Raw genomic sequence first — 20,681 nt, forward strand, 5'->3', positions numbered from 1 at the left:
TGTCGCGTCAGGCCTGCGGCCGGGCTTCGGCTGGGATCACCGCCGGCGGCAGGATTTCCGGCTCCAGCGGCTTTTGCTCAACCGGCATCTTGAGCAGCATCTTCAACAGCCGCGCGATCGTTTCGCGCATCTCAAGCCGCGACACCACCATGTCGACCATGCCGTGCTCCATCAGATATTCGGAGCGCTGGAAGCCATCCGGCAGCTTTTCGCGGATGGTCTGCTCGATGACGCGCGGGCCGGCAAAACCGATCAGAGCACCGGGTTCGGCAATGTGCACGTCGCCCAGCATGGCGTAGGAGGCGGTGACGCCGCCGGTGGTTGGATTGGTCAGAACGACAATGTAGGGAAGGCCGGCTTCCTTCAGCCGGTCGACGCCGACCGTGGTGCGCGGCAACTGCATCAGGGACAAAATACCTTCCTGCATGCGGGCTCCACCGGAGGCGGCGAACAGGATCAGCGGCCGCTTACGCTGCAAGGCGACTTCGAAACCATGCACGATGGCGTCACCGGCGGCCATGCCGAGCGAGCCGCCCATGAAGGCGAAATCCTGCACCGTCACCACCACCGGCAGGCCTTCGACGGTGCCCAGCGCGTTGATGATGGCGTCCTCCAGGCCGGTCTTGGCCTTGGCGTCCTTCAGCCGGTCGACATAGCGTTTCTCGTCGCGGAATTTCAGCGGATCCTGGACGACCTTGGGGTTCTCAAGCTGCTCGTACTTGCCGTCGTCGAAGAAGAATTTCAGCCGCTCCTTGGCCGAAATCTTCATATGATGGCCGGACGATGGAATGACGAACTGGTTGGATTCAAGGTCCTTGTGGAACACCATCTCGCCGGTCTCGGGATCCTTGATCCAGAGATTCTCGGGCATGTCGGTGCGCCGGCCGAGCATCGAATTGATCTTCGGGCGAACGTAATTGGTGATCCAGTTCATCGCTTCGGCTCCTGTCCTGACGAAGATTTGGGAAGAGAGGTAGGAGAACTATTCGGCGGCAGCAAGGCGGGCCTGGCGCACGCCTTGCGCCAGGCCGCTGACCAGCGTGGCCACGGCCTCGGCCGGGTCGGCAGTCTTTTCGCCATTTGGCCCCAGCACGTTGGCGACCGCATTGACGATCGCCGTGCCGACGACGACGCCATCGGCATTGGCGCCGATCACGCGCGCCTGCTCCGCTGTCTTGACGCCGAAGCCGACGCAGACCGGCAGGTCGGTATGGCCCTTGATGCGCTTGACCGCCGCCGCCACCTTGCCGGTGTCGGCCAGCGCCGAGCCGGTGATGCCGGTCATCGACACGTAGTAGACGAAGCCGGATGTGTTCTGCAGCACCTTGGGCAAGCGCTTGTCGTCGGTGGTCGGCGTTGCCAGGCGGATGAAGTTGATGCCGGCTTTCAGTGCCGGAATGCAGAGTTCCTCGTCCATCTCAGGCGGCAGGTCGACGACGATCAGCCCGTCAATGCCGCTGGCCAGCGCGTCGCTCAGGAAGCGGTCGACGCCGTAGACGTAGATCGGGTTGTAATAGCCCATCAGCACGATCGGCGTTTCATTGTCGCCGGCGCGGAAATCCGACGCCATCTTCAGCGTCTTCACGAGGGTCTGGCCAGCTTTCAGTGCGCGCAGGCCCGCCGCCTGGATCGCCGGGCCGTCAGCCATCGGATCGGAAAACGGCATGCCGAGTTCGATGACATCGCTGCCGGCGCCCGGCAGGGCTTTCATGATCGACAGCGAGGTGTCGTAGTCCGGGTCGCCGCCCATGAAATAGGTGACGAGCGCCGGCCTGCCTTCGGCCTTGAGTTTCGCCATGCGGCGATCGATGCGGGTGGTCATCCTAAAGCTCCATCCCCAGAATTTTGCCGACAGTGAAAATGTCCTTGTCGCCGCGGCCGCACAAATTCATGACGATGATCTGATCCTTGCCCATCTTCGGCGCGCGCTTGATCACCTCGGCCAGCGCATGCGCCGGTTCCAGCGCCGGAATGATGCCCTCCAGCCGGGTCAGCAACTGGAACGCCTCGAGTGCCTCCGAATCCATGATCGGCACGTATTCGACACGATTGGATTCTTCAGCCACGAATGTTCCGGGCCAATGCCGGGATAGTCGAGGCCGGCCGAGATCGAATGGCCTTCCATGATCTGGCCGTCGGACGTCTGCAGCAGGTAGGTGCGGTTGCCGTGCAGAACGCCAGGCGAACCGGCGGTAAGCGACGCACAGTGCTCGTCGCCATCAAGGCCCTTGCCGCCGGCTTCGACGCCGACGATCTTCACATCCGTGTCGTCGAGGAACGGATGGAACAGCCCGATGGCGTTTGAGCCGCCGCCCACCGCTGCGACAAGCAGGTCCGGGAGCCGGCCTTCCGCCTCCAGCATCTGCTCCTTGGCCTCGCGGCCGATGACCGACTGCAGCTCCCGCACGATCTCGGGATAGGGGTGCGGACCCGCGGCGGTGCCGATCATGTAGTAGGTGTCGTCGACATTCGTCACCCAATCGCGAAGCGCCTCGTTCATGGCATCCTTCAATGTGCCGTGACCGGAAGTTACCGGCACCACCTCGGCGCCGAGCAGCTTCATGCGGAAAACGTTAGGCGCCTGACGCTGCACGTCGGTCGCACCCATGTAAACCACGCAAGGCAAGCCGAAGCGCGCGGCAACTGTCGCCGACGCAACGCCGTGCTGGCCAGCGCCGGTCTCGGCGATGATGCGCGTCTTGCCCATGCGCTTGGCCAGCAGAATCTGGCCAAGGCAGTTGTTGATCTTGTGTGAGCCGGTGTGGTTGAGCTCGTCGCGCTTGAAATAGATTTTTGCGCCGCCGAGATGCTGGGTCAGCCTTTCGGCGAAATAGAGAGGACTGGGCCGGCCGGTATAGTGCTTGTTGAGATGCTCGACCTCGGCCTTGAAGGCCGGGTCGGTCTTGGCGAAGGTCCAGTGCTTTTCGAGGTCCAGAATCAGCGGCATCAAGGTTTCGGCGACGAAACGGCCGCCAAACATGCCGAACATGCCTTGCTCGTCAGGTCCGGTGCGGAAGGAATTGGGTGTCGCCGGCTTGTTCATCGCCGATCTCCTAACTGCTATGTTTTGAGCATGTCCTCATCGGAAAACCGGATACCACTCTTCCGGGACATGCTCTGATTGGAAAACCGTTCAGGCGGCGCGGTCGTCGCGTGCTGCCCGGACGGCCCGGAAAAACTGTTCGATCAGCGCCGGATCCTTGACGCCCGGGGCGCTTTCCACGCCCGAGGAAATGTCTATTCCGGGCGGATTGGCAAGCCGAAGGGCATCGCCGATGTTGGCGGCGTTGAGCCCACCGGAAAGCATGTAATCGACGCCGGCGTCAAGGCCGGCAAGGATGCGCCAGTCGAAGGCGACGCCGTTGCCGCCCGGCAATACGGAGCCCTTCGGTGGCTTGGCGTCGAACAGGAAGCGGTCGGCGACGCCGACGAACGGCTTGATCCGGTCCAGATCGGCAGCCTCGCTGAGCGGCAGCGCCTTCATCGCCGGCAGGCCGTAGCGGGCCTTCAGTTCGGCCACCCGCTCAGGTGTTTCCGACCCGTGCAACTGGAGCATATCGGGCTGCATGGCCTTGACGATCTCATCGAGGAAGGCGTCACTGGCGTCGACCGTGACAGCGACCGCCAAAGCCTTGCCCCGCGCCGCTTCGCGCAGACGCCCGGCTTCCGCCGGCTCGACATAGCGGGGGCTTTTCGCAAAGAAAATAAAGCCGACATGGCTGGCACCGCCAGCCAGGGCCGCGGCCATTGCCTGGTCGGTCTTCAAGCCGCAGATTTTGATATCGAGCGCCATGGCGCGGGAATTGGCACGAAAAGCTCCAAGAGTCGAGAAAAAGCATGCTGTTTGCCGGCAAGGCCAAAGGCGCTACCTATTGATGAAGTGGATGCAAGGCGGGAGTAAAAGCATGGCCGACAGAACCGTTGCCGAACTGAAACAGAAAATCGCGCAAGCCCGTGAGGTGATCGCCCATCTGATGGACAAGGCGGCCTTCAACGGTGCCGAAGCGCACCGGGCGCTCGATTATTTCGGTGGCGATGCCTTCGACGGAAATTTCTTGCCTTGGCCACATCATGGCGATGAGGGTTTGCGGCCGGATGAGCTTAACGCCGCGAACGACGATTGAGAACTACTCGAACACGATCGCCTGCAGCGCGCCGCCGTTGCGCTTCAGCCAGTCCTTGCAGCGGTCGGTGTCGGGACAGAGTTTTTCGCACAATTTCCAGAATTTCGGCCCGTGGTTCATCTCCTTGAGATGCGCCACCTCATGCGCGACGAGGTAGTTTATAACAGGCTGCGGCGCCATCATGATGCGCCAGGAGAAGGAGAGATTGCCTTCGGAGGTGCAGGAGCCCCAGCGGCTGGACGTATCCTTGTAGCGGATCGCCTTGGCGCGCTTGCCGAGTGCCTCGGTGTGTTTGATCACCAGCTTCTCGATCTCCTTCTTGGCCTCGCGCTTCAGGAAATCGGCGATGCGGCGCGGGAGATGTATGCGGTCGCCATACACGATCAGGAGCGGGCCGCGCTCGTCGCGCGATATGGTGACGGTGCCGCGCTTTGACGGTTCGTGAACGATGCGATGCGCCACACCGCGCACCGGAATCTTGATGCCCGGCCGTACCTGCGGGCGCGTCGGCACCTTGGCCAGGCGCTGTTCCAGCCAGTCCTGGTGGCGTTCGAGGAACCTGTCCACCTCGCCGCGACGCAGGCCCGGCGGCACGGTGATGCGCAGGCCCTGGCCGCCGGAATCGATACGCAACGTCAGGCGTCGTGCCCTGGCGCTCTCGACGATCTTGAGCGGCAGCGTGCGGCCGGCGACACAATACTCACGCTCGACGACAGGCGTGGGTTTGGGCTTTGTCAGATTGCGGAAGAATCCGATGGTCATGGCGGGACGATACGCGATTCGAGAAAAACGACTAGAACAAAAAAGAAACGGCGCCGCTCGCGCGACGCCGTTTTTTACGTCAGGCCCTGTCGCCGGGCCTTAGTCGTCAAGCAGGTTCGAACCCTTGCCACGCTTGGTGGTGGTCGTTCCGGTGCTCGGATCGGTCTTGGCCGGCGCGGTCGACTTGTTGCGGTTCGCCATGAAGCGATCGAACTCGTCCTGATCCTTGGCGCGGCGCAATTCGCGGGCATAGTCGTCGAACTGCGTCAGCATCTCGTCGAGCTTGGCGCGCTCTTCATTCAGGCGCTCAAGTTCCTTTTCGCGCCAGTCGTCGAACGCGACGTTGCCGGTGCGAGCGGAGCCATTGCCCCAGCGCGCGGCCTTGTCGGAACCACGACGGCAGCCGGCGAAGATGCCGTCTGTGGCGCGGTTGACGTCACGCTTGAAACCGTCGAGCCGGTCGCCCCAGATGATGTAGGCGAGCATGGCGAAGCCGAGCGGCCAGAACACCATGAAACCGATCACCATCAACGCGATGGTCGCCGGCGTCCAGGCTGGGCGGATCAATGCAGATGTGTTCATTTTCTCCCATTCCTTCGGTTGGAGACAGCCAAACCCGGCTGCGTGGAATCGAAATGGGAAAGAGAAAACGGCGATTCAAGACAATGCCGGCCAAAACCGGACAAGGGTTTGAAATGATTATCGCTTTTTAAGCATATCGAGGAAAAGCACGACCAGCCCGGCAATCAGCCCCCAGAATGCGGCGCCGACGCCGAACAGTGTCAGCCCGGAGGCGGTGACGACGAAGGTGACGGTGGCGGCCATGCGGTCGCCCTCGTCCTTCAGCGCGATCGCCAGCGCGTTGGCGAGCGACGCCATCAGCGCCAGACCCGCCACCAGCACGATCAGGCTCTGCGGCAGGACGGCGAAGATCGCCACCAGCGAGGCGCCGAAAATCGCGAAGATGAGATAGGCGAGCGCATAGAACGGGCCGGTCTTCCAGCGCTCGGCGGGGTCGGGGTGGACGTCCGGCCCGGTGCAGATCGCCGCCGAGATCGCCGCCAGATTGGTGGTCGAGCCGCCGAACGGCGCCGACAGCAGCGAAAACAGGCCGGTGATGCCGATCAACGGGCCGGGCTCGGGGTGATAGCCGGCGGCGCGCAGCACGGCGAGACCGGACAGGTTCTGTGAAGCCATGGTGACGAGGTAGAGCGGCAGCGCCAGACCGATGATCGCCTTGGCGGTGAAATCAGGTGTGATCAGCGTCAGCGTCGACAGTTCGGGTGTCGGCAGGCCGCCGACGCGGCCGGTGAGAAACGCGGCGAGACCGCCACCGACCAGCACCGCCAACACGGACAGCGCCGGGTTGAACAGGCGAATAATGAAGAAGGCCGCGATCAGAGGCAGGATCAGCCACGGGTCGACAGGAATGGTCTTGACCGCATTGATGGCGAAGGTGACGACGATGCCGGCCAGCATTCCGGAAGCGACCGAGGGCGGTATTCTGGAGATCAATTGCGTCAAGGGCCGAAACAGGCCGGTGGCGATCAGCAGGATGGCGGTGACGATGAAGGCGGCGACTGCCTCGCCGATCGAAAAGCCGCTCGATGCCGCCATCAGCGCCAGGCCCGGCGTCGACCAGGCTGTGATGACAGGCATTTTCGTGCGCCAGGACAGCCACAGGCTCTCGATCGCCATGGCCAGGCAAATGGTCGTCACCCAGCTTGCCGTCTGAACCTGTGTCGCACCGACCGCATGAGCGGCGGCGATGACGATGGCCAGCGTGCCGCCGAAGCCGACGATGGCCGCGACAAAGGCCGAGATCGGGATGGAAAGGCGCATCGTCAGCTGCTCCGCCCGGCCATGTCACCGACCGCCCGCAGCAGCATGTCGAGGTCCTGCGGCCGCGACAGGCGATGGTCGCCATCAGGGATAAGCGACAGGGTGACATCGTCGGCGGGCAGCAGGCTGACCAGTTTCAATGCATGGCTCGACGGCACGTCCGCATCGGCCAGGCCCTGCAGGATGTGGACCGGGCAATGCGTGTCGATCGGGCCGCTCATCACCCGGTTGTTGCGCCCGTCCTCGATCAGCGCACGCGTGTAGATATAGGGCTCGGCGGAATAGTCGGATGGCTCGGCGAAGAAGCCTTTTTCAGCAAGGTCTCGCTTCTGCGCCTCGGTCAGCACCGGTTCGACCAGCTCAGAGGTAAAATCCGGCGCCGGCGCCAGCAGCACAAGGCCAACGATTCTGGCATCGCCCGCCTTGCGCAATTCCTGCACCATGCGCAGCGCGATCCAGGCGCCCATCGAGGAGCCGACCAGGATCTGGCTGCCGCTGGTGAAATGCCGGAACACGGCAAGGCTTTGCGATAGCCATGTCGAAATGGTACCGTCGGCAAACGCACCGCCGGATTCGCCGTGGCCGGAATAGTCATGGCGCAGAAAGGCACGGCCCTCTTTTGCCGCCCAGTCCGACAGCGTCTCGGCTTTCGTGCCCAGCATGTCCGACTTGTAGCCGCCGAGCCAGACGATGCCCGGCGCCGAGCCAGCCGTATGGCGCACCGCAATGCGCGATCCCCCAACATCCAGAAAGATTGGGACATCGAGAAAGGTTGGGGGCGTGGCGGTCATGGCTATTTCCTCAGGCCCCTCTTTTGGCATGGGGTTCTTGTGACACAGCCACAGGCGTGGCGAAAAGTGCTCGCGCTGCTTCTTTGTTTGGTACAGGCCAGTGATCAGGGTGATTTTCTGTCAATGCTGTGCTATTGACTCCGCCCGCGCGCTCACCACATTGGCGCGTCCAGACATCAGACCGACAAAACCCGGAACGAAACGGCCAAGGAGACCACGACCATTCGCAGACCTTTCAAAGCAGCGGCGCCGACCAAGGATGGGCCGCGCTCCAACCGTGATATCCGGGTTCCCCGGGTCCAGCTTATCGACGCCGATGGCCAGAACCGCGGCGATATTTCAATCAACGACGCATTGCTGCTGGCCGAAGAGGCCGGGCTCGATCTGGTCGAGATATCGCCCAATGCGGTGCCCCCCGTCGTAAAGATCCTCGATCTCGGCAAGTTGAAATACGCCAACCAGAAGAAGGCGGCCGAGGCGCGCAAGAACCAGAAGGTCATCGAGATCAAGGAGATCAAGATGCGCCCGAACATCGACAGCCACGACTATGAGACCAAGATGAAGGCGGTTCGCCGCTTCTTCGAGGAAGGTGACAAGGTCAAGCTGACGCTTCGCTTCCGTGGTCGTGAGATGGCGCATATGGAGCTCGGCATGCAGCTTCTGAACAAGGTGCGCGAGGAAGTGGCGACCATTGCCAAGGTCGAGGCGGAGCCGAAGCTTGAAGGCCGCCAGATGATGATGGTGCTGGCGCCGCGCTGAAGCGCGCCGCCGGCGACATGCATCAGATCACGGCGTGGTCACGTTAAGGTTAGGCGTGGTCATCTCGCGCAAAATCCTCCTGAATTGTGTTACAGGCCGTCCCGGCGATTGGCGGGACGCCTGTTTGCCAGCAAAAGCTGCGATCGCCGGCTCAGCTTCTCGACGATCGGATTCCTGACATGGTCGAAGACGTAAAATCCCCGAATGCCAAGCCCGCCACGCACGAACTGGGCAACTACCAGCAAATGCGCCGGCTGGTGCTTGCCGTGCTCGTGGTCGTTCTGTTCCTGGCGCTGCTGTTCGGACAATCGACCTTTCCGCCGAATACGCCGGTGCATGAATCGATCGAGATGTTTGGCGTGCTGCTGATTTTCCTTGGCATTGTCGGGCGCCTCTGGGCGACACTTTACATAGGCGGGCGCAAATCGTCGGAAGTGGTGACGGGCGGGCCCTACTCGATCACCCGCAACCCGCTCTATGTTTTCTCGACCGTGGCCGCGGCCGGCGTTGGCGCCCAGATCGGCTCGTTCTCGGGCATCATCCTGTTCGCGCTGCTTTGCGCGGGCGCCTTCCACATCGTCATCCTGCGCGAGGAAAAATTCCTCAAGGTGGCGCTCGGCGCGCCCTACCAGGCCTATCTGGACAAGGTGCCACGCTTCTTTCCCAAGCTCTCGCTCTACGAGGAAGGCGATACCGGCAGTTTCAAGCCGCGCCTGCTGCTCACCACGCTGCTCGATGGGCTGGTGTTCCTGATCGCGCTGCCCGCCTTCGAACTGATCGACGGCGCGCAACTGTCGGGCATGCTGCCGGTCTGGTTCACCCTGCCCTGACCGGGGACACAGCGTCGCACGGCTTCAGGTGTTGCGCGCTGGCTATCTTTGACGTATAGGACCGCCGTTCAAGAAAACCGCCCGGCAGGGCATGCCGTGGCGGTTTCATTTGCTTTTCGGGCTTTGGTCGGCCTGAAGCGAACAAGAAGCGCGATAGTGCGCCAACTAGACGGAGTAGCAAAATGCCCAAGATGAAGACCAAATCGGCCGCCAAGAAGCGGTTCAAGATCACAGGTACGGGTAAAGTCCTGTCGGCTGCGGCCGGCAAGCGTCACGGCATGATCAAGCGTTCCAACAAGTTCATTCGAAATGCCCGCGGCACGATGGTTCTGGCTGAACCGGATGGCAAGAAGGTCATCAAGAATTTTCTGCCGAACGGCCTCTAAGGCATTCGGTCCGGACACGCATCAGTTTTACGCAATTCGGAACGGAACGCCGCCAGGCACCTGGAATTGCTTTTAAGGAGATCATGACATGGCACGCGTAAAGAGAGGCGTCACCTCGCACGCCAAGCACAAGAAGGTCCTGAAAGCCGCGAAAGGCTTTTACGGCCGCCGCAAGAACACCATCCGCATCGCCAAGCAGGCGGTGGAAAAGTCACTGCAGTACGCTTACCGCGACCGCAAGAACCGCAAGCGCTCGTTCCGCGCACTGTGGATCCAGCGCATCAACGCCGCGACGCACGAGCATGGCCTGACCTATGGCCGCTTCATCGACGGCCTCAACAAGTCGGGCATCGAGATCGATCGCAAGATCCTGTCGGACATGGCCATCCATGAGCCGCAGGCTTTCGCAGCCCTGGTCGCCAAGGCCAAGGTCGCGCTCGAATATCTGAAGAACACCACGCCGAACGCTTTTGAAAGCGCTGTCGCCTAAGACCAGCGCTTCCCAAGCATTCGCAATTCTGATTTGGGGAACCCGCGCTGGCACGGCTGGCGCGGGTTTTTCTTATGCCTGATGTAACCAAAATGGTGACACCGAAACCAAAATGGTGCCGGTCGCCGATCGAGAGAGTTTCGCCGTGAACGCCACCGCTGGAAATCTTGAAACCCTGGAAGCTTCACTGCTGGCCGACATCGCGTCGGCAGCCGATGAGCCGGCCATCGAAGCCGTGCGCATCGCTGCCTTCGGCAAGAAGGGCACCGTGTCCGAGATGCTGAAGACGCTCGGCGCCATGACCGCCGAGGAGCGCCAGCTCAAGGGCCCCGTCATCAACGGGCTCAAGAACCGCGTCACCGAGGCGCTGACGGCCCGCAAGGCCGAACTCAAGGACGTGGCGATCGCCGCCCGCCTTGCCGCTGAAAAGGTCGACGTGACGCTGCCGGTGCGGCAGTCGCCGGCCGAACGCGGCCGCATCCATCCGATCAGCCAGGTCATCGACGAGATCGCAGCGATCTTCGGCGATCTCGGCTTCGCCATCGCCGAAGGTCCCGATATCGAGACCGACTATTACAATTTCACTGCGCTGAATTTCCCCGAGGGGCATCCGGCGCGCGAAATGCACGACACCTTCTTCTTCCAGCCGGACGAGAAGGGCGAGCGCAAGCTTTTGCGCACCCACACCTCGCCCGTGCAGATCCGCACCATGGAGAAGCAGAAGCCGCCGATCCGCATCGTCATTCCGGGTAAGACCTACCGGCAGGATTCCGACGCCACGCACTCGCCGATGTTCCATCAGGTCGAGGGCCTGGTGATCGACAAGACGGCTAACGTCGCCAACATGAAGTGGGTGCTGGAAGAGTTCTGCAAGGCGTTTTTCGAGGTGCCCTCGGTCAAGATGCGCTTCCGGCCGTCCTTCTTCCCGTTCACCGAGCCAAGCCTCGAGGTCGACATCCAGTGCGACCGCTCGCGGCCCGGCGAGGTGCGCTTTGGCGAAGGCTCCGACTGGATGGAGATCCTCGGCTGCGGCATGGTGCATCCCAATGTGCTGCGCGCCGGCGGGCTCGACCCGGACGAGTATCAGGGCTTTGCCTGGGGCATGGGCATCGACCGTATCGCCATGCTGAAATACGGCATGCCGGACCTGCGCGCCTTCTTTGACGCCGACGTACGCTGGCTGTCGCATTACGGCTTCCGGCCGCTCGACATGCCGACCCTGTTCGGCGGGTTGAGCGCGTGACAGCGCTCCATATCGGCGGCTGCCGCTGCGGCGCCGTGCGGTTCGAGGCTTCCGTCGAACCGCACCACGTCAGCTATTGCCATTGCGGCGATTGCCGGCGGGCGAGCGGCGCGCCGGTATCGGCGTTTGTCGGCTTGCTGATCGACAAGGTGGCGTTTACGGGCAAGGCGCTGAAGATGTACGAGAACGGCCCTGTGACGCGCTCGTTCTGCGGCATCTGCGGTTCGCCGATCGCCTATGTCGACGACCGGCTTGAAGACGATATCTACTTCATGCTCGGTGCGATGGACATGCCGGCCGATTTCGAACCGACGCAGCATGCCTATGTCAGCGAGCAGCTTCCTTTCCTGCATATGTCCGACGAGCTGCCGAGACATCTGAAAACAAGCGTCAAAAGACCAGACGGAACAATCCAATGAAATTCACCCTCTCCTGGCTCAAGGATCATCTCGAGACCGATGCCTCGCTCAACGAGATTGTCGAGCGGCTGACGTCGATTGGCCTCGAAGTCGAGCATGTGGACGACAAGTCGAGCCTGAAACCCTTCGTCATCGCCAAGGTGTTGACAGCGGTGCAGCATCCCGATGCCGACCGGCTGCGCGTGCTGACCGTCGATACAGGCAACGGCAAGCCGCCCGTCCAGGTGGTCTGTGGTGCGCCCAATGCCCGCGCCGGTCTGATCGGCGCCTTTGCCGCGCCCGGCGCCTATGTGCCCGGCATCGACGTGACGCTGACGGTCGGCAAGATCCGTGGCGTCGAGAGCCATGGCATGATGTGTTCCGAGCGCGAGCTGGAGCTGTCCGATGAGCACAATGGCATCATCGATTTGCCCGAGGATGCACCGGTCGGCACCAGCTTCGCCGCCTATGCGCATCTCGACGATCCGCTGATCGAGATCAATCTGACGCCGAACCGGCCTGATGCCACCAGCGTCTACGGCATCGCCCGGGATCTGGCGGCGAGCGGGCTCGGCACACTGAAAAGTGCGGCCGTCGCGGCAATCCCCGGCAAGGGCAAGACGCCGATCAAGGTGACGATCGAGGCGCCGGAGCTTTGCCCCGGTTTCGCCTTGCGGCTGGTCAAGGGCTTGAAGAACGGCCCCTCGCCGAAATGGTTGCAGCAGAGGCTGATCGCCATTGGGCTGAGGCCGATCAGCGCGCTGGTCGACATCACCAACTACGTCACCTTCGATCGCGGCCGGCCGTTGCATGTGTTCGATGCCAAGAAGGTTGCCGGCAACCTCGTCGTGCGGTGCGCGCGCGACGGCGAGAAGGTGCTGGCGCTCGACGGGCGCGAATACACACTGACGCCTGAGATATGTGTTATTGCAGATGACAATGGCGTCGAGTCGATCGCCGGCGTCATGGGCGGCGAGCATTCCGGCTGCGACGAAAACACGACGGACGTGCTGATCGAATCGGCGCTTTGGGACCCAATCACAACCGCCCGCACCGGGCGCACGCTCGGCATCATCACCGATGCCCGCTACCGCTTCGAGCGCGGCGTTGACCCCGAATTCATGGTCCCCGGCGTCGAGCTGGCGACCAGGCTGGTGCTCGATCTCTGCGGTGGCGAGCCAACCGAGACCGAGGTCGTCGGCTATGCCGGTCACACACCCAAGATCGTTTCTTTCCCATTGTCGGAAGTGAAGCGGCTGACCGGAATCGAGGTGCCGGGCTCGACAAGCCTCGACATCCTGTCGCGCCTTGGCTTCAAGCCGCAGGGCTCCGGCGATGTCGTCGATGTGGCGGTGCCGTCCTGGCGCCCCGATGTCGATGGCAAGGCCGACCTTGTCGAAGAGGTGATGCGCATCCATGGCGTCGACAATATCGCGCCGCAGCCGCTCGGCGCACATGATGCGGTCAATTCCAAGATCCTGACTACGCTGCAGGTCCGCACCCGCACCGCCAAGCGGGCGCTTGCCGTGCGCGGCATGATGGAAGCCGTCACCTGGTCGTTCATCCCGGCCAAACACGCCGAACTGTTCGGCGGCGGCCAGACGGCGCTGAAGCTTGCCAACCCGATCGCCGCCGACATGTCGGATATGCGGCCGTCGCTGCTGCCGGGGCTGATCGCGGCTGCCCAGCGCAATGCCGACAAGGGAATTGGCGATGTGGCGCTGTTCGAGGTGTCCGGCACCTATGAGGGCGACGGCGCCGACCAGCAGCGGCGCGTTGCCGCCGGCGTGCGCCGCGGCACTGCCAAGCTCGACGGCTCCGGCCGCAACTGGGCCGGCAATTCCGGCCCCGTCGGTGTGTTCGATGCCAAGGCCGACGCGATCGCGGCGCTCGAAGCCTGCGGCGCGCCGATCGACCGACTGCAGATCGAGGCGGGCGGCCCAGCCTGGTACCATCCCGGCCGTTCCGGCACGATCAAGCTCGGGCCGAAGACCGTGCTCGGCACGTTCGGCGAGTTCCATCCGAAGACAATGGAAGGGCTCGATGTCTCCGGACCGCTGTGCGGCTTCGAAGTGTTCGTCGATGCTGTGCCCGAGCCGAAGGCCAAGCCGACCAAGACCAAGCCGAAGCTGGAACTCTCCGCTTTCCAGGCAGTGAAGCGCGACTTCGCCTTCGTCGTCGACAAAACGGTCGAGGCCGGCACCCTGGTGCGCGCCGCATTGGCCGCCGACAAGAAGCTGATCACGGGCGTCTCGGTCTTCGACATCTTCGAGGGCGCGGCGCTCGGCGAGGGAAAAAAATCGATCGCCATCGAGGTGTCGATCCAGCCGGTCGAGAAGACGCTGACCGACGAGGATTTCGAATCGCTCGCCAAGCGCATCATCGAGAATGTCGGCAAGCAGACAGGCGGGATTCTGCGCGGGTAGAACTCTCTGTTTTGACGCAATTCCTGACGGAAAACCGTCTTACACTTTTCCTGGAATTGCTCCGAAACTTGCGAGCAGATGGCGAATCGTCCTCCAAGGGGCGATGGACCATCTGCGCTATTCCGGGCTCCCGTTCGAAGCACAACGTGTGGCGTTTCTCGACATCGTGTCGGGGGATCCGCTCGTCCGCGACGCGCTGGTACGGGCTCACGCGCTGGCTCTGCCGGACTGGCTGGTCGTATCCGGCGTGCTTTACAACAGCGTCTGGAACCATCTGACCGGCAAGCCGTCGGGTTACGGCATCAAGGACGTCGATCTCTTCTACTTCGATGGCGATGATCTGTCTTACGAGGCCGAGGATGCGGTCATTCGCCAGGCAGCGGAGCATTTCGAGGGGCTGGCATTGCCGGTCGAGGTGCGTAACCAGGCCCGGGTGCATCTGTGGTATCCGCAGAAGTTCGGCCAGCCGTGCCCGCGGTACGTCAGTGCCAGTCAATCCGTCAGCTATTTTGCTTCGAAGACGCATGCGGTCGGGGTGCGGTACGGCCGCGACCGAGCATTGGAGTTGGTGGCGCCGTTTGGGCTGGACGACATTTTTTCGTTTCGCATCACGCCGAACCGGGTGCTGGACAATCAGCGGACGCATGAGGCGAAGGGTAAGCGGGCCCAGGAGAACTGGACGGAGATTTCGGTGGTGCCTTGGTAGGATTGCCGGAATGTCGGGGCGAGGCACCCCCCTCTGGCCTGCCGGCCATCTCCCCCGCAAGGAGGGAGATTGGCAGCTTCGGCCTTCTCCCTCCTCCTGCAACTTTGGTGATTTAGCGAAAGCAGCGACGACATCCGATCTCCCCCCTTGCGGGGGAGATGTCCGGCAGGACAGAGGGGGGTGCCTCGCGCCAACGTCCCGCACCTCCTTAGCCACGCGACATGCAAAAAAGGGGCACCGAAGCGCCCCTTTCGATTGTTCAGCCGCTCCCGGCTCACCCATTCACCAGCGCCAACAACTCCTCGGTGTAGCGCTTCCCCATCACCTTGTCCGGCGACAACGCGTGACCGATCGCCGCCACCTCGGCTCCGCTCAGTTCAATTGCAGCCGCCGCCGTGTTCTGCTCGAGATGGCGGATCTTTCGCGCGCCGGGGATCGGGACGATGAAGTCGCCCTGATGCAGCACCCAGGCCAGGGCCAGCTGCGCTGAGGTGACGCCCTTTTCAGCTGCCAGCTTTTCCAGCGTGGCAATAACCTTGGCATTGGCTTCCATGGCCTCGGCCTGGAAGCGCGGCAAGGTCCGGCGCCAATCGCCGTCATCAAGCGTTTCGGGTTTGGCGATCGTGCCCGTCAGCAGGCCACGGCCGAGCGGGCTATAGGGAACAAAACCGACGCCGAGTTCGCGGCAGACGGCGAACACGTCGTCTTCCGGGTCACGGGTCCACAGCGAATATTCGCTCTGCACGGCCGCGATCGGATGCACCGCATGCGCCCGGCGGATGGTCGCAGCACTTGCCTCCGACAGGCCGAGCGCGCGTACCTTGCCCTCGCGCACCAGCTCGGCCATGGCGCCGACCGTGTCCTCGATCGGCACGTTGGGGTCGACACGGTGCTGGTAGTAGAGGTCGATGACATCGGTAGCCAGCCGCTTCAGCGAGGCTTCGGCAACAGCCTTGACGTGCTCGGGGCGGCTGTCGACGCCAGCCATGCGGTCGAGGCCCGTGCCTTCCTCCAGAATCTTGAAGCCGAATTTCGTGGCGATGGTCACCTTGTTCCGAACGTACTTCAGCGCCTTACCGAGCAGGATCTCATTTTCGTAGGGGCCATAGACTTCCGCCGTGTCGAAGAAGTTGACGCCGATCTCGACGGCGCGGTGCAGCGTGGCGATCGCTTCGGCCTCCGGCTGACCGCCATAGGCGAAGCTCATGCCCATGCAGCCGAGGCCGACGGGATAGACGTTCAGTTCAGTTCCTAGTTTGCGGGTTTGCATCACGCGTCTCCGTGTTGTGATGCTTAAAGGGCGTCTGCGACGCGCTTTAAGTCTTGTCCTTGTGCATGTCGTTGCCCCAAAACCGCAGAGCACTTTTGGGCGACATGCAGCATGAGATAGCGTCTTGCGTTGTGTTCGATAATCGGCTCTTCTGAGCACGGGGTGTTCTAAGAAATAGATCAATGAATCGAGCACATCTTTCGCAGCTGGCGGTTCTGGCAACCGTTGCCCAGTGCGGCAGCTTTCGCGGCGCGGCCAGGGAATTGGCCATCGCGCCGTCGGCGGTCAGCCATGCGGTGTCCAGCCTGGAGGCGCGGCTTGGCGTGCGGCTTTTGGCACGCAGCACGCGCAGCGTTGCGCCGACCGAGGAAGGCGCGCAGTTGCTGGAGCGATTGCGGCCGGCGCTTTCCGAGATCGACCTGGCGCTGGAGACGGCGGTCGAATCGCGTGACCGGCCAGCCGGGAATCTCAGGCTCAGCGTGCCGCGCACGGCAGCGCATCTGGTGCTGACGCCGCGGCTTGGCGCCTTTGCCAGGGCCTATCCCGACATCGTTCTGGAGATCGTCATCGAGGACCGCTTCACCGATGTGGTGGAAGGTGGTTTCGATGCCGGCGTGCGGCTTGGCGAGAGCCTGCAGCGCGACATGATCGCGGTGCGCATCGGGCCGGACATGCGCGGCGCGGTGGTCGGCGCGCCATCCTATTTCGAGGCCATGCCCAGACCGCATCATCCGCGCGACCTCGCCGACCATCGCTGCATCCGCTTCCGCTTCTCCAGCGGCATCCTCTACCGCTGGGAATTCGAAAAGGGCGGCGAGGAGATCGAGATCGCGGCGCAAGGGCCGCTGATCCTCGACGAGGACCATCTGATCGCGCAAGCGGCGGTCGACGGCGCAGGACTTGCCTTCGTCTTCGAGCCTTATGTACGGGGGCCGCTCGCCGACGGCAGGCTGATCCGCGTGCTGGAGGACTGGTGCCCGTCTTTCGAGGGGTTCTTTGTCTATTATCCCAGCCGCCGGCAGATGCGGCCGGCGCTGAGAGCGTTTGTGGATTTCTTCAAGACAGGCCGCTAGCCCACCCGCCCGCAAGGTGGAGGGTGAAGGCCGCTGGAAAGAAGCTCGACCCGTATCGACAAATTCACCGCCGAGCTTGGCGGCCTCAAGGGCGGCACGATCAAATTCCATGTCACCGGCAAGGTGCTGAGATCGCGCTGACCAAGGGTCAGCCTCCAGTCATTGGCTTTTCCGCAGATTTCAGGCAAATCTCCCTGATGTAATCGATAGGGAGAAGCGTGATGTTCCGATGGGGTGTTCTGTCGACGGCCAAGATCGGCCGCGAGCATTTGTTGCCGGCAATGGTCGAGGCCGAGAACGGCGTGCTGTCGGCCATCGCCAGCCGCGACCTGTCGAAGGCCAAGGCCTTGGCCGAGCGCTTCGGCGCGCGTCATGCGTTCGGCTCCTATGAGGAACTGCTTGCCTCGAAAGACGTCGACGGCGTCTACATTCCGCTGCCGACCTCGCAGCATGTCGAATGGACGGCGAAAGCAATCGAAGCCGGCAAGCATGTGCTGGTCGAAAAGCCGCTGGCGCTCGATGCCAAGGATATTCTCCCCCTGATCAAGTTGCGCGACGCCAAGAAAGTGCTGGTCTGCGAAGCCTTCATGGTCATCTACCACCCGCAATGGATCAAGGTGCGCGACCTCATTGCCAGTGGCGCCATCGGCCGCCTGCGCCATGTGCAGGGCGCGTTCTCCTACTACAATGTCGACCCCAACAACATGCGCAACCAGCTCGACCTCGGCGGCGGCGCGCTGCCCGATATCGGCGTCTACCCGACCGTGTCGACGCGGTTTTCGACCGGCAAGGAGCCTAGCCGTGTGCAGGCGACGATCGAGCGCGACAAGAAATTCGGTACCGACATCTACTCCTCGATCCGCGCCGATTTCGGCGATTTCGAACTGTCCTTCTATCTGTCGACGCAGATGGCGGCGCGCCAGGTGATGGTGTTCCACGGCGAGAAGGGTTTCATCGAGGTGTTCTCGCCCTTCAATGCCGGACTCTACGACCATCACCGCGTCGAACTGCACAACCAGAACCACACCGAAGCACAAGTGTTTCGCTTCCCAGGCACCCAGCAGTACCGGCTGGAGGTCGAGACCTTCGCGCGCACGGCACAGGGCGGCAAGGAGCGTGTCTTCACGCTGGAGGAGTCCGTGCTTAACCAGAAGGTCATCGACGCCATCTTCCGCGCCGGCGGCAAGGACGGCTGGGAGGCTGTCTAAACCTTAGTTTGACGCAATTCCGGACGTAAAACCGCTCACACTTTCCTGGAATTGCGTTAGCCGGCTAATCCTGGGAGGACAAATGGCTGACGACGCGGACGTGATCATAGTCGGTGCCGGCCTTGCCGGGCTGGTTGCCGCCGCCGAACTTGCCGAGGCCGGCAAGAAAATCATCATCGTCGACCAGGAGCCGGAGCAGTCGCTGGGCGGCCAGGCTTTCTGGTCGTTCGGTGGGCTTTTCCTCGTTGATTCACCCGAACAGCGGCGCATGCGTATCCGCGATGCGCATGATCTGGCGCTCGAGGACTGGATGGGAACCGCCGCCTTCGACCGGCCTGAGGATTTCTGGCCGCGCAAATGGGCCGAGGCCTATGTCGGCTTCGCCGCCGGCGAGAAACGCCCATGGCTCCTGCAGCGCGGCCTGAAATTCTTTCCGGTCGTCGGCTGGGCCGAGCGTGGCGGCGGCAATGCCATCGGCCATGGCAATTCGGTGCCCAGATTCCACATTACCTGGGGCACCGGCCCCGGCGTGCTCGAGCCCTTTGTCCTACGCGTGCGTGAGGCGCAGATGCGTGGATTGATCAGCTTCAAATTCCGCCACCGGGTCAATGAACTGACGCGGACGGGCGCTGTCGTGACCGGCGTGCGTGGCGATATCCTCGAGCCGAGCACGGTCGAGCGCGGCCATAAGAGCTCGCGCGAAATATCAGGCGATTTCGAGCTGCATGCGCAAGCGGTGATTGTCGCCTCCGGCGGTATCGGCGCCAACCATCAGCTGGTGCGGGAAAACTGGCCCGAGCGGCTGGGCGCAGCACCCACGCGGATGATCACCGGCGTGCCCGACCATGTCGACGGCCGCATGCTGGCAATCACCGAAGCGGCCGGCGGCTCGATCATCAACCGCGACCGCATGTGGCACTATGTCGAGGGCATCAAGAACTGGGCGCCGATTTGGACCGACCATGCGATCCGCATCCTGCCTGGCCCGTCCTCGCTGTGGCTCGACGCGCGTGGAAAACGCCTGCCTGTGCCACTCTATCCCGGCTTCGACACGCTGGGCACGCTCAACCACATCATGAGCACCGGCTTCGATTATTCCTGGTTCATCCTGACCAAGAAGATCATCCAGAAGGAGTTCGCGCTGTCGGGCTCCGAGCAGAACCCGGATTTGACGGGCAAGAGCTGGCGCCAGGTGCTCGGCCGCGCCACTTCGGGTATTCCCGGCCCTGTGAAGGCCTTTATGGAGAAGGGCGAGGACTTTATTGTCGAGGCCGATCTGTCGACGCTGGTGGCGCGCATGAACGCACTGGCCGGCGGCGAACCGCTGCTTGAGTTTGCCCAGGTGGAACGCGAAATCCGCGCCCGCGACAGGCAACTCGACAATCCATTCTCCAAGGACATGCAGATCACCGCGCTGCGCGGTGCGCGCGCCTATCTCGGTGACAGGCTCATCCGCACGGCCAAGCCGCACAAGATGCTCGACCCGGCAAACGGCCCGCTGATCGCGGTGCGCCTCAACATCCTGACGCGCAAGACGCTCGGCGGCCTGCAGACCGATCTCGACAGCCGCGTGCTGGGTGCCGATGGCCAGCCGGTGCCCGGGCTCTATGCCGTCGGCGAAGCCGCCGGATTCGGCGGCGGCGGCGTACATGGCTATGCGGCACTGGAGGGTACGTTCCTCGGCGGCTGCATCTTTTCCGGCCGCAGCGCCGGCCGGGCAGCAGCGGCCTCGGTGGCGTGAAACGAAGCCATCACCGTCGCCTGTGGTCCTATACGCCCGTGCGATAAACATATGACTTTTTTATATTTTTCAGATTTCGCCCGCCTCGAATACAAATGCCGATGCTTTTATCTTTCTGAGTGCAGCCGGTCCTGAGCCGCTGCAGGCGGCCGCCACCTTGTGGCGGCAGTACCAGGAAGAAGGAAGTCTTCGATGTTCCTCTCAGACGGGCTCTATCTGCCCACCCATCGTCCGTTGCCGGCGTCGCAGGTCGAACAGATCAGGCGTGCCGCCAACGGCAATCGCGCGCCGGTCAGCCTGGTCGCGCCGTTCACACCGACATGGTGGCTCCTGGTCGTCGGCGCCTTGCTGGCTGCCGCCGCGATCGCTGCCCAGCTTTCCTGAGAGACAGGAGATAACCATGCAAAGCTCCCCTATTCCTCCTGACGGAAATGCCCTTCACCGCTTCGTCGTCGGACGTGATGGTGAAGGCCACTGGATCGCACGCGACGAAGAAGGCCTGACCGGCGGCGTTTTTGCCGACAAGAATTCCGCTGTCCGTTTCGCCACGATGGAAAGCGGCCATCGCGCCGGAGCGATACACTTCGCCCCGGCAAGTATGCGGCTTTCCCTGTTCAATTGAGCCGCGCCCG

At 62.8% G+C, this 20,681-nt stretch carries 22 protein-coding genes and 2 pseudogenes; 15 read left to right on the forward strand and 9 right to left on the reverse strand.

Annotated features, from left to right (window positions below; genetic code table 11):
- Positions 1-7: 7 nt before the first annotated feature.
- The 4 genes and pseudogenes from accD to ACZYHG_RS04475 form a co-directional block, all read right to left on the reverse strand.
- Positions 8-934 (reverse strand): acetyl-CoA carboxylase, carboxyltransferase subunit beta, encoded by a 927-nt coding sequence (accD, locus tag ACZYHG_RS04460; protein WP_464612717.1) that lies wholly within the window; start codon positions 932-934, stop codon positions 8-10.
- A gap of 48 nt (positions 935-982) precedes the next feature.
- Positions 983-1,822: a tryptophan synthase subunit alpha gene (gene trpA, locus ACZYHG_RS04465; protein ID WP_464612718.1), complete on the reverse strand. Its 840-nt coding sequence runs from the start codon at positions 1,820-1,822 to the stop codon at positions 983-985.
- A gap of 1 nt (position 1,823) precedes the next feature.
- A pseudogene (gene trpB / locus ACZYHG_RS04470) lies at positions 1,824-3,043 on the reverse strand (tryptophan synthase subunit beta).
- A 90-nt stretch (positions 3,044-3,133) separates the two neighbouring features.
- Entirely contained in the window at positions 3,134-3,793 is a 660-nt protein-coding gene (locus ACZYHG_RS04475) for a phosphoribosylanthranilate isomerase (protein ID WP_464612719.1), read from the reverse strand.
- Between the two features lie 82 nt (positions 3,794-3,875).
- Here ACZYHG_RS04475 and ACZYHG_RS04480 point away from each other — a divergent pair, with 82 nt between their 5' ends.
- The gene (locus ACZYHG_RS04480; protein ID WP_464612720.1) at positions 3,876-4,124 is read left to right on the forward strand and encodes a hypothetical protein; all 249 of its coding nucleotides are present in this window, start codon (positions 3,876-3,878) and stop codon (positions 4,122-4,124) included.
- 3 nt (positions 4,125-4,127) lie between these two features.
- On the opposite strand, the gene ACZYHG_RS04485 is transcribed toward ACZYHG_RS04480, so the two are convergent.
- The 4 genes from ACZYHG_RS04485 to ACZYHG_RS04500 form a co-directional block, all read right to left on the reverse strand.
- Positions 4,128-4,886 carry a M48 family metallopeptidase gene (locus tag ACZYHG_RS04485; protein WP_464612721.1) on the reverse strand — a complete coding sequence of 253 codons (759 nt, stop codon included), beginning with the start codon at positions 4,884-4,886 and terminating at the stop codon, positions 4,128-4,130.
- 99 nt (positions 4,887-4,985) lie between these two features.
- Positions 4,986-5,468 (reverse strand): DUF2852 domain-containing protein, encoded by a 483-nt coding sequence (locus ACZYHG_RS04490; RefSeq protein WP_464612722.1) that lies wholly within the window; start codon positions 5,466-5,468, stop codon positions 4,986-4,988.
- 117 nt (positions 5,469-5,585) lie between these two features.
- A complete protein-coding gene (locus ACZYHG_RS04495) occupies positions 5,586-6,728 on the reverse strand; it encodes a benzoate/H(+) symporter BenE family transporter (protein ID WP_464612723.1) in 1,143 nt (380 codons plus the stop codon).
- 2 nt (positions 6,729-6,730) lie between these two features.
- Positions 6,731-7,519 (reverse strand): alpha/beta hydrolase, encoded by a 789-nt coding sequence (locus ACZYHG_RS04500; RefSeq protein WP_464612724.1) that lies wholly within the window; start codon positions 7,517-7,519, stop codon positions 6,731-6,733.
- A 222-nt stretch (positions 7,520-7,741) separates the two neighbouring features.
- On the opposite strand from ACZYHG_RS04500, the gene infC reads away from it, so the two are divergent.
- The 8 genes from infC (at position 7,742) to ACZYHG_RS04540 (ending at position 14,757) form a co-directional block, all read left to right on the forward strand.
- Entirely contained in the window at positions 7,742-8,278 is a 537-nt protein-coding gene (infC, locus tag ACZYHG_RS04505) for a translation initiation factor IF-3 (RefSeq protein ID WP_023772325.1), read from the forward strand.
- 179 nt (positions 8,279-8,457) lie between these two features.
- Positions 8,458-9,108 (forward strand): methyltransferase family protein, encoded by a 651-nt coding sequence (locus tag ACZYHG_RS04510; RefSeq protein ID WP_464612725.1) that lies wholly within the window; start codon positions 8,458-8,460, stop codon positions 9,106-9,108.
- Positions 9,109-9,290: 182 nt separating this feature from the next.
- The gene (gene rpmI / locus ACZYHG_RS04515) at positions 9,291-9,494 is read left to right on the forward strand and encodes a 50S ribosomal protein L35 (RefSeq protein ID WP_006201248.1); all 204 of its coding nucleotides are present in this window, start codon (positions 9,291-9,293) and stop codon (positions 9,492-9,494) included.
- A gap of 88 nt (positions 9,495-9,582) precedes the next feature.
- Positions 9,583-9,984 (forward strand): 50S ribosomal protein L20, encoded by a 402-nt coding sequence (gene rplT / locus ACZYHG_RS04520; protein ID WP_013528310.1) that lies wholly within the window; start codon positions 9,583-9,585, stop codon positions 9,982-9,984.
- 112 nt (positions 9,985-10,096) lie between these two features.
- Positions 10,097-11,227 carry a phenylalanine--tRNA ligase subunit alpha gene (gene pheS, locus ACZYHG_RS04525; protein WP_051429751.1) on the forward strand — a complete coding sequence of 377 codons (1,131 nt, stop codon included), beginning with the start codon at positions 10,097-10,099 and terminating at the stop codon, positions 11,225-11,227.
- Entirely contained in the window at positions 11,224-11,646 is a 423-nt protein-coding gene (locus ACZYHG_RS04530; RefSeq protein ID WP_464612726.1) for a GFA family protein, read from the forward strand. The genes pheS and ACZYHG_RS04530 overlap by 4 nt, the downstream gene beginning before the upstream one ends.
- Positions 11,643-14,051: a phenylalanine--tRNA ligase subunit beta gene (gene pheT / locus ACZYHG_RS04535; protein ID WP_464612727.1), complete on the forward strand. Its 2,409-nt coding sequence runs from the start codon at positions 11,643-11,645 to the stop codon at positions 14,049-14,051. The genes ACZYHG_RS04530 and pheT overlap by 4 nt, the downstream gene beginning before the upstream one ends.
- A 103-nt stretch (positions 14,052-14,154) precedes the next feature.
- Complete coding sequence (locus ACZYHG_RS04540) at positions 14,155-14,757, forward strand: nucleotidyltransferase family protein (RefSeq protein ID WP_464612728.1); 603 nt, start codon at positions 14,155-14,157, stop codon at positions 14,755-14,757.
- A 274-nt stretch (positions 14,758-15,031) separates the two neighbouring features.
- Here ACZYHG_RS04540 and ACZYHG_RS04545 read toward each other — a convergent pair whose 3' ends face one another.
- Entirely contained in the window at positions 15,032-16,027 is a 996-nt protein-coding gene (locus tag ACZYHG_RS04545) for an aldo/keto reductase (RefSeq protein ID WP_464612729.1), read from the reverse strand.
- Positions 16,028-16,209: 182 nt separating this feature from the next.
- Here ACZYHG_RS04545 and ACZYHG_RS04550 point away from each other — a divergent pair, with 182 nt between their 5' ends.
- From ACZYHG_RS04550 to ACZYHG_RS04575, 6 genes and pseudogenes are all read left to right on the forward strand, one after another.
- Entirely contained in the window at positions 16,210-17,100 is an 891-nt protein-coding gene (locus tag ACZYHG_RS04550; protein ID WP_464612730.1) for a LysR family transcriptional regulator, read from the forward strand.
- 54 nt (positions 17,101-17,154) lie between these two features.
- Positions 17,155-17,238 (forward strand): annotated as a pseudogene (locus ACZYHG_RS04555) (YceI family protein); the annotation flags it as partial.
- A gap of 83 nt (positions 17,239-17,321) precedes the next feature.
- Positions 17,322-18,308 (forward strand): Gfo/Idh/MocA family protein, encoded by a 987-nt coding sequence (locus tag ACZYHG_RS04560; RefSeq protein WP_464612731.1) that lies wholly within the window; start codon positions 17,322-17,324, stop codon positions 18,306-18,308.
- A gap of 82 nt (positions 18,309-18,390) precedes the next feature.
- Positions 18,391-20,049, forward strand: coding sequence for an FAD-binding dehydrogenase (locus ACZYHG_RS04565; protein WP_464612732.1), 1,659 nt, complete (start codon positions 18,391-18,393; stop codon positions 20,047-20,049).
- Positions 20,050-20,241: 192 nt separating this feature from the next.
- Complete coding sequence (locus ACZYHG_RS04570; RefSeq protein ID WP_464612733.1) at positions 20,242-20,433, forward strand: hypothetical protein; 192 nt, start codon at positions 20,242-20,244, stop codon at positions 20,431-20,433.
- A 16-nt stretch (positions 20,434-20,449) separates the two neighbouring features.
- Positions 20,450-20,671: a hypothetical protein gene (locus tag ACZYHG_RS04575; RefSeq protein WP_464612734.1), complete on the forward strand. Its 222-nt coding sequence runs from the start codon at positions 20,450-20,452 to the stop codon at positions 20,669-20,671.
- Positions 20,672-20,681 lie beyond the last annotated feature (10 nt).

Source organism: Mesorhizobium subarcticum (genome assembly GCF_055456085.1).